The organism is Bosea sp. Tri-49, assembly GCF_003952665.1.
GTDB lineage: Bacteria > Pseudomonadota > Alphaproteobacteria > Rhizobiales > Beijerinckiaceae > Allobosea.
On the sequence record NZ_CP017946.1, the window covers coordinates 334,143 to 349,945 of the forward strand.

Annotated in this window: 12 protein-coding genes and 1 pseudogene; 3 read left to right on the top strand and 10 right to left on the bottom strand. The window is 65.4% G+C overall.

Features of this window, described 5'->3' with window-relative positions; all coding sequences use genetic code 11:
* Positions 1-25: 25 nt before the first annotated feature.
* From BLM15_RS01670 to BLM15_RS01710, 9 genes are all read right to left on the bottom strand, one after another.
* On the bottom strand, positions 26-2,590 hold the full coding sequence (locus BLM15_RS01670; RefSeq protein ID WP_236846488.1) for a fused MFS/spermidine synthase: 2,565 nt from the start codon (positions 2,588-2,590) through the stop codon (positions 26-28).
* Positions 2,587-2,934 (bottom strand): HdeA/HdeB family chaperone, encoded by a 348-nt coding sequence (locus BLM15_RS01675; RefSeq protein ID WP_126116012.1) that lies wholly within the window; start codon positions 2,932-2,934, stop codon positions 2,587-2,589. The genes BLM15_RS01670 and BLM15_RS01675 overlap by 4 nt, the downstream gene beginning before the upstream one ends.
* Before the next feature lie 75 nt (positions 2,935-3,009).
* Entirely contained in the window at positions 3,010-4,557 is a 1,548-nt protein-coding gene (locus BLM15_RS01680) for an arylsulfatase (protein WP_236846672.1), read from the bottom strand.
* Positions 4,558-4,724: 167 nt separating this feature from the next.
* Positions 4,725-5,735, bottom strand: a complete 1,011-nt coding sequence (locus BLM15_RS01685) for a formylglycine-generating enzyme family protein (protein WP_442859412.1) — start codon at positions 5,733-5,735, stop codon at positions 4,725-4,727.
* Positions 5,736-5,921: 186 nt separating this feature from the next.
* Positions 5,922-6,335: a hypothetical protein gene (locus BLM15_RS01690; protein WP_126109769.1), complete on the bottom strand. Its 414-nt coding sequence runs from the start codon at positions 6,333-6,335 to the stop codon at positions 5,922-5,924.
* 105 nt (positions 6,336-6,440) lie between these two features.
* Positions 6,441-8,681 (bottom strand): hypothetical protein, encoded by a 2,241-nt coding sequence (locus tag BLM15_RS31225; RefSeq protein ID WP_164547354.1) that lies wholly within the window; start codon positions 8,679-8,681, stop codon positions 6,441-6,443.
* A gap of 39 nt (positions 8,682-8,720) precedes the next feature.
* The gene (locus tag BLM15_RS01700) at positions 8,721-9,662 is read right to left on the bottom strand and encodes an HlyD family secretion protein (RefSeq protein ID WP_126109771.1); all 942 of its coding nucleotides are present in this window, start codon (positions 9,660-9,662) and stop codon (positions 8,721-8,723) included.
* A complete protein-coding gene (locus BLM15_RS01705) occupies positions 9,659-9,919 on the bottom strand; it encodes a DUF3302 domain-containing protein (protein WP_126109773.1) in 261 nt (86 codons plus the stop codon). The genes BLM15_RS01700 and BLM15_RS01705 overlap by 4 nt, the downstream gene beginning before the upstream one ends.
* A gap of 119 nt (positions 9,920-10,038) precedes the next feature.
* Positions 10,039-10,722: a response regulator transcription factor gene (locus tag BLM15_RS01710; protein WP_126109775.1), complete on the bottom strand. Its 684-nt coding sequence runs from the start codon at positions 10,720-10,722 to the stop codon at positions 10,039-10,041.
* Positions 10,723-11,385: 663 nt separating this feature from the next.
* Between BLM15_RS01710 and BLM15_RS01715 the strand changes: the two genes are divergently transcribed.
* The 3 genes and pseudogenes from BLM15_RS01715 to BLM15_RS31745 form a co-directional block, all read left to right on the top strand.
* Positions 11,386-13,410 (top strand): histidine kinase, encoded by a 2,025-nt coding sequence (locus tag BLM15_RS01715; RefSeq protein ID WP_126109777.1) that lies wholly within the window; start codon positions 11,386-11,388, stop codon positions 13,408-13,410.
* A 311-nt stretch (positions 13,411-13,721) separates the two neighbouring features.
* On the top strand, positions 13,722-13,931 hold the full coding sequence (locus BLM15_RS01720; protein WP_126109779.1) for a hypothetical protein: 210 nt from the start codon (positions 13,722-13,724) through the stop codon (positions 13,929-13,931).
* Between the two features lie 214 nt (positions 13,932-14,145).
* Positions 14,146-14,379, top strand: a pseudogene (locus tag BLM15_RS31745) (thymidylate synthase); the annotation flags it as partial.
* Positions 14,380-14,428: 49 nt separating this feature from the next.
* On the opposite strand, the gene BLM15_RS01730 reads toward BLM15_RS31745, so the two are convergent.
* Complete coding sequence (locus BLM15_RS01730; protein WP_126109783.1) at positions 14,429-15,754, bottom strand: MFS transporter; 1,326 nt, start codon at positions 15,752-15,754, stop codon at positions 14,429-14,431.
* Positions 15,755-15,803 lie beyond the last annotated feature (49 nt).

Here is a 15,803-nt window from a genome sequence, read left to right on the forward strand (position 1 = left end):
CTCCGTGACAATTCGTGGAAGCGGCTCATTCCCGCCTCCCTCCGCTGAACCAGCGGAAATATGCGTTGTCTGGCGCGGCTTGGGCGACCTGCCGCATCTGCCGCGCCCAGCGCGCCCTCTCGCCCGAATAGGCGGCAAGGCCGGCATCGTAGAAGGTGAGGAGGGTGTCGGTTTCGGTCGCGAGCGCCGCGCTGAAGGCGTCGTCGGCTCCAGCGACGGCAGGGGCGTGCTGCATGTCCATCAGCGCCGGCAAGGTCGTGGTCAACTCCTGGCGGCGGACCCAGCCGGCATACTCGATCCTAGGATCGTCGTCGGTCACGGGCCGGGCGGCGCCGGCGTAGCGTTCCAGCCCGGCGCGGTCGGTCACGTAGGTCGCCAGCAAGGCAGCGGGAGAGGTGATGCCGACCTCCGCCAAGGCCTTCGCCACCTCCGGCTGCGCGAGCCGGGCCGTGATCCGCGGCAGGTCGAGCGTGGCGGGCTCCTGCGAGCCGATCAGCAGCATCTCGTGAAGTTCGCTGGTCCAGAGCGTCGCATGCGGGAAGACGTCGAGGAAGCTGCGCACCAGGGAGCGGGTATCCTCGTCGTTCTGGGTCGGCAGCGGCAGCCATTGTGCGACGAGGCCGCTCTCAGCGAGACGGGACGCAGCCAGCCTGTAGAAGTCGCTGGAATAGAGGTTCGCGACACCGGCGGCGGAGGGCGGGGGCGGCTCCAGCGTGATCAGGTCGTAGCGGTCCGGGTTGCGCAGGAGCTCGCGGCGGCCGTCGCGCAGACGAATGTCGAGGCGGGGATCGCTCGTCGCCTGGAAGTTGCCGCTGAAGGCCGAGGCGGCACGAACGACGCTGGGCAGCAGCTCGGCGACGACGCGCCGCTCAAGACCGGGATAGGTCAGCAGCGCGCCGGCCGTGATGCCGGTGCCGAAGCCGATCACCAGCGCCGATTTCGGTTCGCGGTTGTGGATGATCAAGGGCAGCAGCGCCTGCAGACGCATGTACCGGAGCGATGGCATGGCGTCGCCGGAGTTCGAGACGCCCTGGATGTAGAGGCGGCGGAAACGGTTACGGCCCGAACCGCGCTCGACAACCGCGACCGTGCCGCCAAGACCTTCCTCATAGGACACGAGACTTGCCCCGCGGGCGCCCGGCAGGAGGGCGGCGAGCCGATCGCTGGGGAGAAGGATCGCTGTCAGGCAGGTTGCTGCACTGACAACGAGCGCGGCGATCCAGACCCTCGAGGAGCCGCGCCGCTCGCGCAGTGCGGCGACGGCGCCGAGCGCTCCAGCCGCGATGGCAAGGATGGCGAGGGCGCGCACGAGGCCGAGCATCGGCACGAGGACGAAGCCGGTCAGGACCGTGCCGAGAATGCCGCCGAGCGTGTTGAGCGCGACGATCGTGCCGACACCGCGGCCGACCCGGCGGGGATCGACGATCAGCCGCAGCGCCGAGGGGAATGCCGCACCGAGGAACAGCGTCGCCGGAAGGACGACGCAAATGGCGGCGACGGCGAAGCGAGCGGACATGCCAGCGAACGCATTTCCGGTCAGCTGCACGACAATCGCTTCGACCACGCCTTGCAACTGGATCAGCCAGGGCCCGAGCGCGGCGATCGCGAGTGCGGCCGAAAGACCGGCTCCGGCGATGAGCAGCCCGAACACGCTCCATGGATCTCTGACGCGATCGGCCCAGCGGGCGTAGATGGCGGCGCCGAGCGCTAGGCCGGTCAAATAGGTCGCCAGCAGGACGGAGAAGGCGAAGCTGCGCGTGCTCATAAACGGCACGATGGTCTGCGACCAGACCACCTCGTAGCCGAGGGCAATGCCGCCCGCGATCGCATAGAGACCGATCGCGAGCAGCGCGGAAGCGGAGAAGCGGCTTTCCGTGGCTTCGGGTGATGTGGAGACAGAAACCGCGGCGCCCCTGCTCGAGGCGAGCGCCAGAAGGGCCGCGATCAGGCAGATCGCTGCCGCAACGAGAGCCGAGCCGCGAATACCCGCAGCCGGAATGACAAGGAACGAAGCCAGCAGGGCACCGGCGATGGCGCCAGCCGTATTGGCGGCGTAGAGGCCGCCGCCGACGCGGCCGACATCCTCGCGCAGGCTGGCCGCGAAGCGCGTCAGCGCCGGCAAGGTGCCACCCATCAGCACCGCGGGAAGGCCTATGAGCAGGAAGACCATCGCCCAGCCGAGCAACGGGTTGGTCGCTTCGAGACGGGCGAAGAGCGGGCCGGCCCGCGACAGGCAAAGCGTCGTCAGGACGGCGAGGATTGCGACGCCGCACTCGAGCGCGGCGTAGAGGCGCAAGGGGCGGGCGCTGCGGTCGGCGATGCGGCCGAAGAGCAGGCCGCCGATGGCAAGGCCGGCGAAGAAGGCGCTGACGCCGGTGGTGACGGCATAGACATCGATGCCGACCACGAGCGTGAGCTGCTTGATCCAGAGCACCTGGCAGATCAGCGCCGCCAGACCCGAGAGGAACAGCAGGAGCGCGGGGACGGCGTTGCCGCCTGCGCGCGATTGCGAGGTTTCGGCCGGGGAACGCCTGGTTCTCCGGCCGGGACGCGGTGGCACCGGGGCCTGCTCGGTGCGTGCCAAGGTCACTTCTTGGTCTTCTCGTCCTTGAGCAGGACGTCGAGCGCCTGGATGATCTTCTTGTCGGGATTGGCCTTACAGTAGACGATGAGCTTGTGCTCGCCGGCCTTGGCGCGGGTGAAATGCGCGAAGTGCTTCTTGGCGAGGCCGTTATACCAGCCGCTATACCAGGCCGCCAGCATATCGGCGTCCTCCTGATAGGTGTTGGCGAGCTGGGCGCAGGTCAGTTCCTGCACGTTGATGAAGCCCTCTTTGTCCGCATAGGCGGAAAGCTCGGTCTGGGCGCTGGCGGAAAAGGACATGGCCGCAGCCAGCGCGGCAGCGCCGGCGGTAGACGTGAGAATACGGGTCATGGTCATGAGAAGAGCCTCATTGGGTTAGGCAGGGAAACGTGCCGGCCGCCACGGTCGAGGCGGCCGGCAAAGCGATCACTCCAGACCGCGCTTCTTGAAGGACTCGTCGATCTTCCGGTCGACCGACTTGCGGATGCCTTCGATGCTGAAGGTCGCCGGGCGCTGGCTCGGCGGATATTCGGCGAAGGTCTCCAGGAAGGCTCCCGCCCTCATCTGCGCCACGCCGACCATGTAGGCGTTCTCGGTCCGCCACTGATCGTAGCCACTGCCCGAGATCTCGGCATGCTCGTAGGGGTCCATGCGCAGGTTGAACATCTTGGGCAGGCGCAGCTTCGTGAAGGGGTTCGCCCAGACATCCATCTGGCCCTGCTGTTGCTGCTTCTCGAAGACCATCTTCCAGTTGCCGTAGCGCATCGCGACGAGGTCACCGTCGTCATTGAAATAGTAGAACTCGTTGCGCGCGCTCTTGTCGGTCTTGCCTGTCAGGAAATCGAGCTGGTTGTAGCCGTCGAGATGGTTGCGGAAGGTGGTCGTGCTGCCCTGCGGCTGCCAGCCCTTGAGCAGGCGTTCCTTCACCTCGGTGTCGCCAGCGGCGGCGAGCAGCGTCGGGAACCAGTCGAGACCGGAGACGATGCCGTTGTTGATCTCGCCGGCCTTGACCTGGCCCGGCCAGCGGATCATCGCCGGCACCCGGAAGGCGCCTTCCCAGTTGGTGTCCTTCTCCGAGCGGAACGGCGTCGTCGCCGCATCCGGCCAGGTGAAGGCGTTGGGGCCGTTGTCCGTGGCGAAGATAACGATGGTGTTCTGGGAAACACCCATGTCGTCGAGCGCCTTCAGGAGCTTGCCGACATTCTGGTCCATCTCCCACATGCCGTCGGCATATTCATTGCCGGGCATGCCGCTCTTGCCACGATACTCCGGCCGCACATGGGTGAAGACGTGCATGCGGGTGAAGTTCATCCAAGTGTAGAACGGCTTGTTGGCCCGCGCCTGGCGCTGCATGAAATCGATCGCGGCGCCGGTCGTCTCGTCGTCGACGGTTTCCATGCGCTTGCGGGTCAGCGGCCCGGTGTCCTCGATCTTGCCGTCGGCCGAGGTCTTGAGCACGCCGCGCGGCGACATCGCCTTGACGAAGGCTGTGTCATCTTTTGGCCAGTAGGGCCGCTCGGGCTCTTCCTCGGCGTTCAGATGGTAGAGATTGCCGAAGAACTCGTCGAAGCCATGCGCGGTCGGAAGATACTCGTCGCGATCGCCGAGATGGTTCTTGCCGAACTGGCCGGTCGCGTAGCCGAGCGGCTTGAGCGCCTGGGCGATGGTGATGTCGCCCTTCTGCAGGCCGACCGTCGCGCCGGGAATACCGACCTTGCAGAGACCCGTCCGCAGGCAGGACTGGCCGGTGATGAAGGTGGAACGCCCCGCAGTGCACGAGTTCTCGGCATAGTAGTCCGTGAACAGCATGCCTTCCTTGGCAAGGCGGTCGATGTTCGGCGTCTTGTAGCCGACCAGACCGTGCGTATAGGCGCTGATATTCGACTGGCCGACATCGTCGCCGAAGATCACGAGGATGTTCGGCTTGGCCTGGCCCTGCGCCGGCGTCGGACGCGGTTGTGCCTCGGCGGGCATGACGAGAGCGGCCCCCACCGTCACCACGGCAGCGACAGCGGCACAAGCAAGGAGCAGGCGCCGCTTCAGCGTCGCTTTTTCAGGCGGTGGCCCCGCCTGGGAAACGAGATCTGGCAGTCCGATCATGGCTGTCTTCTCCTCTGCTGCAGGTGCGCCGCGCACCGGGGTCAGTCATTTTGCCGCGCCGGGCCGGCATCTGGCCGGATCACGCAGCGGAAACCGAGATGGCAGGTCGAGGTGTCGACCGGCTCGGCATGGCGGGCCGCCGGCCGGTAGCGCCGGCAGTAGTTGGGGGCACACAGGAACGAGCCGCCCTTGATCACGCGGCGCGGGATGCGGATCCGCGGCTGGCGAGGATCGAAGCTGTCTTCCTCACGGGCGCCGCGCGGGTTCTTCGGGATGCAGCAAGCCTTGGCCGCGTCGGGCTCGTGACGGGCGGAGAAATAGTCGCTCGTCCACTCCCAGACGTTCCCGATCATGTCATGGAGACCGTATCCGTTGGGCGGGAAGGAGCCGACCGGCGAGGTCCGCTCATAGCCGTCGAGCTTCAGGTTCTTGTTCGGGAAGTTTCCTTGCCAGGTATTGGCCAGCTGGCGGCCGTCGGGAGCGAGCTCATTGCCTTCCCAGGCGTATTCGGCGCCGTCGAGGCCACCGCGTGCGGCATATTCCCATTCGGCCTCGGTCGGCAGATCGCCACCGATCCACTGCGCATAGGCGAGCGCGTCGCGATAGGCGACATGGACGACGGGATGGTCGTCGAGGCCGCGATTGGTGGAGTTGCGCCCGTTCGGGCGGCGCCAGTTCGCACCGAACTCGAAGGACCACCATTGGCTCCAGTCGCGCAGGTCGACGAGACGGCCCGGGGAGCGGAAGACGAGCGAGCCGGCCTTGAGCATATGGGGCTGGGCGCCGGGATAGTCCTTCGGATCGGGCGGGATATCCGCGAAGGTGCGATAGCCGGTCGCCTCGACGAAGGCACGGAACTGGCGGTTCGTCACCGGCGTCGACTGGATCCAGAAGCCGTCGACGGACGCCCGATGGACAGGCGATTCTTCGGGATAGTGCGCCTCGGAGCCCATGCGGAAGGTGCCGCCGGGAATCCAGACCATGCCATCGCGTGGCGGAGCATGTTCCCGCTGCGCGTCGTCGGGGGGGGCGAGGCCTGCGTCCAATGTCATGGCCGTGACCTTAGGCAAGGCGTGATGCAGCCTCCATCAGGGAAAACCCTAGGCCGGCACAGGTGGACTGCGCCGAGCCCGCTATTCCGGAATTACTGAGCCGGCTCCTTGCCCGTCCGGAAAACGTGCCAAGAGCGACCGTGCAGCCAGCAAGCGCCCAATCGTCCGTGAGATCATCTCGGCGGCTTATCGATTGCAGCGGTTGTAGCGCGTCTCGACCTCCGGAAAGTCCGGATCGAAGCGGACCAGCGTGTTGTCGTCCTTGAAACGGACGGAGACGCTCATGGTGTCGAAGGTGATGGCGTCCTTGCAGCTCAGGAGGAAGCTCAGGACATCGCCCTTCTGCTTCGACGAGATCAGATCACAGGTCGAACGTACGCCGCGGACATGTTTGCCGCTGACGATGAAGCCGGACCAGACGTCGCCCTTCTGCTTCTTGAAGGTCAGGCGGCCTTGACGCGCGACGAACACCTGGTCGCACTGCGCCGCATCGCTGACCCAGGCGCCCTGAAGGCGATCGGGTGAGGCGAAGGCTGCGCTCGCGGCGAGCAGGAGTGGCGAAGCTGCGATGGCCGCCAGGGCGGTTGTTCTGACACTCATGCTTCGTCTGCCTTTCAAACGGTCGGGCGATCCGAGGGATTGGAATGCCCCGCGCCGACGTCGGCTGGTGCGGGAGGCGTTGATGGGATGACCTGCGGCTACGCCCTATCGGCGGAAGCCGCCGTGGAATCCGCCTCCCCGGAAGCCTCCGCCGCCGTGAAAGCCGCCAAAGCCGCCACCCTGGAAACCGCCTCCGCTAAACCCGCCGCCGGCGAAGCGTCCGCCGCCGAAGCCACCGCTACCGCCGCGGAATCCTTCCAGCCGTTCGCCATGGAAGCGTCCGATCTGCTCGCGGTCGAGATGACCGATCTCGCCTCCGCCGGCATTGGCCCAGCGTCCGTTCTGGTTTTGCTGCCAACCCTGCGCGCCGCGCCGGAAGACCTCGCCGTTGCGTCCGGCATAGTGGTCGTTCGCCAGCGGGTGGTTCTGGGTGAAGTTGGCGCGCGCGTTGGCCCGCTCGCCGGGCGCAAGCCCGCCGCGCCCCGTCAGTCGGTTGTCGAACCGGCCGGTCGCCCGGTTGTCGATCCGGCTGTGGACGGCATTGTTGGTCCAGCGATTGTAGATGTTGGCGTGGTTGAAGTTGAACTGATTGAACTGGTTGAAATTGTTGATCACGACATTGTTGTGGCCCCAGCCCCAGCCACCGCCCCAACCCCAGGCGCCGCCCGCCCAGGCCGCGCCGGCGATGGCACCGAGCGTGAAGCCAGTGACGGCCCCCCAGGCAAAGGCCGCGCCATAGCCGTAGGTCAACGGCGCCGGATACCAGGCCGCGCCGATCCAGGCCGGATAGACATAGCCGGTGCCGTAGACCACCACGCCGCCGGGCGCGGCGACGGTGCCGTAATAGCCCGGCGTATAGCCGACATAGACCACCTCGGGCGTCGCACTGTAGACCTTGACGTAGGTGACGAAATGCAGCGGCGAGCTCGGCGGGATCGTGTAGATCGCCGCTGGCACCTCGGTCGCGACCGCCCAGGGGCCACTCGCGCCGCTGGCCACGAACCAGACGCCGCTCTGGACGGCATAGTAGGCAGCACCCGCCTTGATGACCGGAACGGCGGCGTTCACGACATAGTCGAGGCTGGTGCCTTCGATCGGCTTGAGCTGCGGCTTGCCGTCATAGTGAACGGTGGGCTTGGCCTTCTTTCGGTCGACGGTCGCTGTCTGCGGAATCTGGTTGTCGATCAGCGAATCCTGCGCCTGCACCGTTCCGCTGACGGAAGCCAGAACCTCGCCCTTGGGGTGACTGTCCGGGATCTTGGCGAAGTCGGCGGGCAGCTTGTCGCTCGCGGCGAAGTTCCACGGGCCGTTTGCAAGCGATTTCGACTGGAACCAGCGTCCGGCGACCAGGACGTAATTGTCCTGGCTGGCGACGTCGACGATGACGTGGCCGCTGGTGTTCTTGATGTAGAGCAGTTGGGTATCCGGGATCGGCAGATACTCCGGCTGCCCAGCGGTCTGGATCAACTCGGCCGGCGACAGGCTGACATGCAGGCGTGGAACGGCGCCGGCCGCGACGGCCTGGGCGATGTCGGCAGGGGGCTCATCCATCAGGTTGACATGCGTGCCGGCGGCCTTCTGGGCCGCGGCCAGCGCAGCGGGCGGGTTGGCGGCAACCGCCCACGGACCCTCGGGCGCCTTGGCGCTCCACCATTTTTTGAGCGCGCGCAGATAATAGGTGGCGCCCGCTTCGTCGAAGAGGATCAGTGCCGGCGTATTGATCACGCGCAGCAGCTTGCTGCCGGCCACCTGCCGCAGCTCCGGCTTGCCGTCGACCAGGACGAGCAGCGCCGGGCTTTCGCTGAAGATGATCTTCGGCGGCTCATTGCGCACCGCGACGCTCTGGCTCGTCTCGGCCTCCGAGACGGCAAGGCTGGATTGAAGGCGCGACAGGGAAATGCTGCGCAGGCCGCCCGTCGCATGCTGGCGCAGGCTCGCAAGCACGGTATCGGCGCTGCCGGCATCCGACGGGAAGTTCGCTTTCGTGACCTCGATATTGTCGAGCGTGACCAGATCGCTCTGCTTGTCGATCGAGGTGCGCGCCTTGAACCAGACCACGCCGAGCGTCGGCGCTTCGCTGGCCGGGCGCTTTATCGACACGGCCGCGCGCGCCTCGATGACGCTGTCGCGCCAGCGCTCGATCTGCGGCTGGTAGATCGTGATGTCCTGGCCCGTGTCGGCAATGACGCGCGGCCAGGTCTGATCGGGAGCGGCTTGCGCCGCCGTGGCCGTCGCGGCGGCACGCGGCGCCTGGGCCCAGGAAACGGTTGGCGGCGGCACGAGCATGCCGGCAGTAACAATGACGGCGACGGTGTTGCGGAGCCGGGCCTTCAGACTGACTTGCATTGCAACCTCTATGCGGTTCGCGTTGGCCGTGGTCGTTCGTCAGAAAGGGTTGATGTAGTTGGTGATGGCGATCTGGCGCAGCAGCACCTTGCGGATGATGTGCGCGGCCTTGACCCGGTCGGTGAAGATCGCCGCGTCTCCCGTCGCGCCGGCCGGCAGGGAGGCCGCAAAGGCCTGGTCGTCGAGCTTGACGCGCACGACGAAGGGAGCCGACTGGATCGCCTTCGGCGTGACCGCTGCGCCTGAGACCTGGGTCTGGCCGGTCGAGATCGCCTGCAGCACGCTTTCGACCTTGCCGGGGAAGACCTGGCCGGGCGCATATTTGAAGGTCAGCTCGACCGGTTGCCCAGGCGCGATGTAGCGGGCGTCGATCTGGTTGATCTCGACGCCGATGATCGTGTTGGCGGTGTCGACGAAGGCCATTACGGGCGACAGCGGCAGGTTCGCGACGCGCGCGCCCTTGCGCAGAGCGAGATTGGTGACATAGCCAGCGGCGGGAGCGCGGACGACGGTCTTGTCCAGGTTCCACTGCGCGCCCTCGAGCTGCGCCTTGAGCTGGTCGGCCTCAGCCTGACGCTGCTCGACGTCGAAGGCGCGGCCCGATCCTGTGCTCTGCAGCTGCGTCATCTGCGCAAGCCGCTGCTCCTGCAGCTTGTATTGCGCCTCCAGCGCCTTGAGCTGCGACTCGTAGGGTTTGGGATCGATCTTGAAGAGGACGTCGCCAGCTTTCAGAGGGACATTCGCCGCCACCGGCACATCGACGACTTCGCCGGCGACGTCCGGCACGATGGCGATCGATTGCCGCACGACCAGCGCCGGCCCCTGTGGCGCACCCCAGTTCATCGGAATGAACAGGCCGACCAGCAGCAGCAGCAGGACGAGGACCGGCGAAACCTTCCAGAACAGGTTGAACGGAACGATCCTGAGCTTCACCAGGATGAATAGCAGCGCAAGATAGGTGTTGAGCAGAACGACGATCATCGTGCCGCCTCCTGCTCAGCGGAGCGGCGGACGGGGACCGACGGCACGTCGACATAGGCCCAGATCAGGACGATGGGCCAGAGCACGAAGCCTAAGAACAGCGTCACCCAGCCACCGACGGCGACCGCGTCGGCCCAGGGATGGTTACGTCGCCTGGCGACCATCCCGGGCAGCATCGCCATGAAGACGATGACGAAAATCGTGCTCGCCGCCAGAACGACCAGAACGATCCAGGCGAAAATGTCCAATCCGCTCACGTCGCCCATCCTCCAGCGCGATGACGGCGCCGATTGTCTGGAAGGCGAGGGCGAAGGTGTATCGGGGCAAACCCTGATACGGACCGTTTGGGGGCGTCGGCCTCAGATCCGCTCGAGGGTCAGGGCTCGACGATCTTGTTTCGGACTGCGTAGCGCACGAGAGCGGCGGTGGTGTTCAGATTCAGCTTGTGCATGACGGCGGCGCGGTGGGTCTCGACCGTCTTCAGGCTGATGTTGAGTATCCGGCTCGCTTCCTTGCTGGAATTGCCTTCGGCGATCAGCTGCACGATCTCACGTTCGCGCGGCGTCAGCGTGCTCGTTTCGCTTCCACCCGGCTGGGACAGGTAGAGCTTGAGCAGCGACTCGTTGATCTGCCCCGTGAAATAGGGCTGGCGCCGCGCCAGCGCATCGAGCGCAGCGAGCAAGGTGCGATCGGCATCCGATTTGACGAGGAAGCCGCGAGCGCCTGCCGTGAGCACCTCGCGGATCAGCACGTCGCTGTCGTGCATCGTGAAGATCAGCACCTGCGTTCCAGGCGATTGCGCGCAGATATGGCGCGTGAGCTGTGCGCCATTCATGACCGGAATGGAATAATCGACGATAGCGATGTCCGGTTTGGTTTCGATCGCCAGATCAAGCGCTTCCCGGCCATCCTGGGCTTCCGCAACGACCTCCCACCCCGCTCGGCTTTCGATGACCGAGCGGACGCCGCGGCGGACGATGTCGTGATCGTCGGCGATCAGCACACGCACCGGTTTTCGACCGGGCCGCGCGCTTTCGCGCCAATCGGGCGGCGAATTCATGTTTCTACCCGCTAGCTGCCCACGGATCTCTCTGGACGGACGATTGCATCACCTTAGCGGGCCGGTCGAGCAACGAATAGGCGGTGGAACCCTGGGATCGCTGCGAGGAACCCTGTATTCGGACGCAGAGGCCGTGGCAGGCTTCCTGCCTCGAAAATCCAAAGCCGACCGTCCCGGCGATCGATTCCGGCGCTGCTTCACGCTGGAGCGATATCGCGGCCTTCAAAAAGGAATCCCCGGGTTTTCCCTGATAGAAGTCCGCCCTTCGCTGCCGAGATCGTCCCCTTTGGCACCAATGTCGGACAGTTTCGCGAACGCCTCGAGGAAGTCGGAAGGCCGTTTTCATCGGTGTTTAGAAGGCATTCCGTAAGGGCAGCATAGTCGGCGTGGTCAGCCACTCAACCTACCGAAGGCCCAAATCTTCAGGCCCCACCGGCCGGCAGGACGGCAGCCTTTCGCAATTCGTGCAATTCTACGCTTAACCAGTGCGTGACTGCGGTCTTGCAACCCTTGTCTGAAATTGCACAATCAGGGCGGAGAAGCCCTTAGGGGTTTTTCGGACGGGATTCGGAGACGATACGGCTGGTGATGCGGCGGCGTTTGCGAGGCGATGACATGTAAAGGCAGCAGCCGAGGGGCGGCGACGGGGCTGGGGCTGGAATCATGCAGAGAGAAACGGCCTCGCTGGGGCTGGTCAAAGGGGAGCGCCGGAGGCTCGTTCGGGCAGTCCGGATCGCCCTGTTTCTCAGTGCGGCGATTCCCATCATCGCCGGTCTCATCTACGCGCAGTCGAGCTACCGCCAGGCGTCGGCAGAAGCCCGCGAGTTGCTCGGTCGCACTGCCGTTCTGGCGGCCGAGCACAGTCTGCGCGTGTTCGAAGGCGCGGATTCGGCGCTCTCCGAGATTTCCCAGCTGCCTATCGATGTACCGAGCGAGTACGAGAAATCGCTCGAACGGATGACCGCGATTGTTAACTCGCGGCAGCCTGTGCGCATCCTCGGCGTGACCGACGGCAGCGGCGACATCAAGATTTCGGCGCCGTGGCGCAACTCCATGAATGTTTCGTGGCGGGATTACTTCAAGGCCCATCGCGATGGGACCGTCCGCGGCAGCCTTTATGTCGGGGCGCCGATCCTCGGCTCGAAAGATACCGCCTTCAGCGTGCCGGTCAGCCGCGCGATCAACGACGCGGCGGGGACATTCGCCGGGGTAGCGTTCATGGCGCTCGATCGCGGCTATGTGGGGCAGTTCTTCGAGAGGATCTCGGGACCTTCGGTCGAGGTGATCGGCCTCTTGTCGGCATCGGGGGCTCTGATTGCCGAGCATGGCAACGAAACCGTCGGCCCAGACCGTCGACGGACGCTCGCAGTGCGGATCGAGCAGACTCGACCTGAAAGCATCGGGCAGGCCTATCTCGACGTCGACGACGCCGATGGCGAGTCGAACATCGTGGCGCTCAGGGCGGTCGGTGACTATGGGCTCTATGCCTTCGCGAGCTTGAGGCAGAGCGCCATCCGCGCCGCCTGGTGGCTCAAGGCTCGCGAGGTCCTCATGCTGCTGATGCTGCCGATCGCCGGACTTGCGCTGGCGGTCTACCTTGCCGAGCGGCAAATGCACAGCTTCAAGGATCTGTTGGCAGCTCTTGCCTCCAATCGCGCCAGATATCGGGCGATCTTCAATAGCTCACCGGACTGCAACTTCCTGATTGGATCCGGTGCGGCCGCGGACGCGCTGGTCTTTCTCGAGGTCAATCAGAACACGGAGCCGATCTTCGGCCTGAGCGCCGACGGGCTCGTCGGAAAGAACGTGCATGACGTTCTTCAGTCAAGCGAGGTGGCGTTCATCTCGTCGTGCTTCCATTGCTGCCAGCAATCGCGCGGCATTGTGCAACGTGAACACCGGGTCGAGTCGAGCTCGAATCCTGGCCATTGGGAAATTCGGATAGCCCCGCTTCCGGGGCAGACTGGAACTGCCATCGGCAGCATCCGGAACATTGCAAAGCAGAAGCACCTGACGGCGTCGCTGCGCGACCTCACCGTCCGCCTGTTGCAGCGGCAGGATCAAGAGCGGCGACAGATCGCGCGCGATCTCCACGATTCTGCCGCTCAGAATTTACTGGCCGCCAGTCTCGAGCTGAAGCTTGCGGCTGATGCGCTGTCACAGCGTCACGGCCCATGGCATGCCCATCTCGGCCGGATGCGGGACTTCATCGAGAATACGCAAAAGGAAATCCGGGGGGTGTCCTATCTGCTGCACCCGCCAATGCTGGATGAATCCGGGCTTCCCAACGCTCTGCATTGGTTGGTCGATGGCTTCAAGCGCCGAAGCAACATTCATCTGGAGTTGAGGATCGGAGGCGCTCTCAACGATCTGAGATTGCCCGGGGAGGTGGAGACGGCCCTGTTCCGCGTTGCGCAGGAGGCGCTCGCGAACGTCCACCGCCCTGCCGATGCCAGCGCGGCACGCCTTTCGCTCGATATCGATGAGCACGGCATGTTGGAATTTCGCGTTGAGGACGATGGCACAGCCGCGCGGAGCGCAAGCGGAAAGACCGTAGTCCGGGAGGGCGTCGGCATCTCCGGCATGCGCGAGAGGCTGATCGCATTCGACGGAACGCTCACGTTTCGCGTTTCCAACGAGGGGGCCATCCTGTCGGCGAAGTTGCGTCTCGTGCCGAAGGCGGCCTGACCGGGAGAGCCATCGCCTTACAGCCTGAGGGTTTTCCCTTATGGGCGCCATCTCCAGCGGAGGTCCGGCCGGGAAGGGGGCTTAGCCGCCAGTGAGGCTCGCCGGGCGTGTTAGCCCAGCCGATGGCAGTTTCGTGCCATCGGCTCGCTCGCTTTCAGGGCTTTACCCGATCCTCTGGAACTCGCGAATCTCGTTTAGTTTTCCTCTATCGCGTCCGCTTCCCGAGCCGGCGCATGACGCCCACACCGTCCGAACGCTGATCGCGAAGGAAAAGGACGGCCATGCACCGACGGGGAAAGCGGATAGCGGTCGTGGCCGCGCTGGTCGCATCGAGTTCGCTTGCCCACGGCGAAGACGCGGAGGAGCTTTCGAAGAAGCTCGCCAATCCGATCGCTAAGATGATCAGCATTCCGCTTCAGGGAAATTTCGATTTCTCAGGCGGGCCGCATCGGAATGGCCTCGCCTCGACCAAGAATATCCAACCGGTCGTTCCGTGCCGCTCAATCAGGACTGGAGCCTGATCATCCGCAAGGTGTTGCCGGTGGTTCACCGTGACCGCAACGGCGCGGCCGATGGAACCGGCATTGGCGAGACATCACGCAGAAGTTCCTCTTCACCCCCACGCCCAATAAGAAAGGGTTGATCTGGGGCTTTGGCCCGGTCTTCCTGTGGCCGACCGCCACCGACGACCGCTGCGGAAGTGGAAAATGGGGCGCAAGCCCGGCAGCTCTGGCTCTCGCCCAGCAGGCCGGTTTGCAGCCGAGTGACCTCGTCTGGTTCGGCGGCGACGTTCACCTCTACCTCAACCATATCGAGCAGGCGCAGGGGCAGCTGGAGCGGGAGCCGCGGCCATTCCCGACGATGCGGTTGACCCGCCAGGCATCAAGCATCGACGACTATCGGATCGAGGATTTCGAGGTCGAGGGCTATTCGCCCCATGCCGCGATCAAGGTCGATGTCGCGGTCTGACCAAGCGGCCTCGCTGCCCTTGGTCGGCAGCGGTAGCCGTGCAGCCGCGTCACTCGTAGCGGGCTTCCGACCGCCGATCGATCGCCAACGCTGCCAATGTGCAGAGCGCGCCGGAGAGCAGGTAGATGCCGACCCAGGCGAGGCCGAACGTGCTCGACACGGTCAGCGCCACCAGCGGGGCGAAGCCGGCGCCGAGCAGCCAGGCGAGGTCGGAAGTCAGCGCCGCGCCGGTGTAGCGGTATTGCGTGCCAAAGCTGCTCGCGACCGCGCCGGCAGTCTGGCCATAGGCCAGGCCGAGCAGCCCGAAGCCGATGATCACATAGATCGTCTGCCCGGCCAGGCTGTCGCCGAAGAGCAGCGGCGCCACGATGCTCGACAGGCTGAAGAGCGCGATCATTCCGCCGGAGAGCAGCAGCGTGTTGCGGCGCCCGATCTGGTCGGCGATCAGTCCGGAGGTGACGATCGCACCGGCACCGACCACGCCGCCAGCGGCCTGCACCAGCAGGAACTCCGCGACCGAGCGATCGGTGAAGAGATTGATCCAGCTGACAGGGAAGATGGTGACGAGGTGGAAGAGCGCGAAGCTCGCCAGCGGCACGAAGGCGCCGAGGACGATCGTGCGGCCATGGGCGCGGATCAGCTCAGATACCGGCATCGGCACCAGCTCGCGCGTTTCCATCAGCTCTGCGAATTCGTGGGTCGCGACCATGCGCAGACGGGCGAACAGCGCGACGACGTTGATCGTCAGCGCGACGAAGAAGGGATAGCGCCAGCCCCAGCCGAGGAAATCCTCCTTCGAGAGCGCGCCCTCGAAATAGGCGAACAGCCCGGCGGCGAGGATGAAGCCGAAGGGCGCGCCGAGCTGCGGCAGCATGGTGTACCAGCCGCGCCGGTTGGCTGGAGCGTTCAGCGCCAGCAGCGAGGACAGGCCGTCCCAGGCGCCGCCGAGCGCGATGCCCTGCAGCAGGCGGAAGGCGGCGAGGATGACGCAGGACCAGATGCCGATGGTCGCATAGCCCGGCAGGAAGGCGACGGCCGCGGTCGAGCCGCCGAGGAGGAAGAGCGCGACGGTGAGCTTGGTCGTTCGGCCATAGTGGCGGTCGATCGAGAAGAACAGCACCGAGCCGATCGGGCGTGTGACGAAGGCCAATGCGAAGATGCCGAAGCTGTAGAGCGTGCCGGTGAGCCGGTCGACGAACGGGAAGACCAGCTCGGGGAAGACCAGCACGCAGCCGAGGCCGAAGACGAAGAAGTCGAAATATTCCGACGTCCTCCCGATGATGACGCCGAGCGCGATGTCGGCGGGGCTGACATGGTCGCGCCCGTGCTCGTCCGTCAGGTGCCCCGATGAATGGCTCGCCGCGTCAGCGCTCATGACCGCGAATTCCTAAGCTGGCGGGCGCGCCGGAGAACCGGGCTTGCCC

What these genes read in the sequence shown, in the direction of transcription:
- BLM15_RS01700 (WP_126109771.1), bottom strand. Translation starts at nt 9,662, where the DNA reads ATGATCGTCGTTCTGCTCAACACCTATCTTGCGCTGCTATTCATCCTG.
- BLM15_RS31225 (WP_164547354.1), bottom strand. Translation starts at nt 8,681, where the DNA reads ATGCAAGTCAGTCTGAAGGCCCGGCTCCGCAACACCGTCGCCGTCATT.
- BLM15_RS01690 (WP_126109769.1), bottom strand. Translation starts at nt 6,335, where the DNA reads ATGAGTGTCAGAACAACCGCCCTGGCGGCCATCGCAGCTTCGCCACTC.
- BLM15_RS01680 (WP_236846672.1), bottom strand. Translation starts at nt 4,557, where the DNA reads ATGCCCGCCGAGGCACAACCGCGTCCGACGCCGGCGCAGGGCCAGGCC.
- BLM15_RS01730 (WP_126109783.1), bottom strand. Translation starts at nt 15,754, where the DNA reads ATGAGCGCTGACGCGGCGAGCCATTCATCGGGGCACCTGACGGACGAG.
- BLM15_RS01710 (WP_126109775.1), bottom strand. Translation starts at nt 10,722, where the DNA reads ATGAATTCGCCGCCCGATTGGCGCGAAAGCGCGCGGCCCGGTCGAAAA.
- BLM15_RS01675 (WP_126116012.1), bottom strand. Translation starts at nt 2,934, where the DNA reads ATGACCCGTATTCTCACGTCTACCGCCGGCGCTGCCGCGCTGGCTGCG.
- BLM15_RS01715 (WP_126109777.1), top strand. Translation starts at nt 11,386, where the DNA reads ATGCAGAGAGAAACGGCCTCGCTGGGGCTGGTCAAAGGGGAGCGCCGG.
- BLM15_RS01685 (WP_442859412.1), bottom strand. Translation starts at nt 5,735, where the DNA reads ATGACATTGGACGCAGGCCTCGCCCCCCCCGACGACGCGCAGCGGGAA.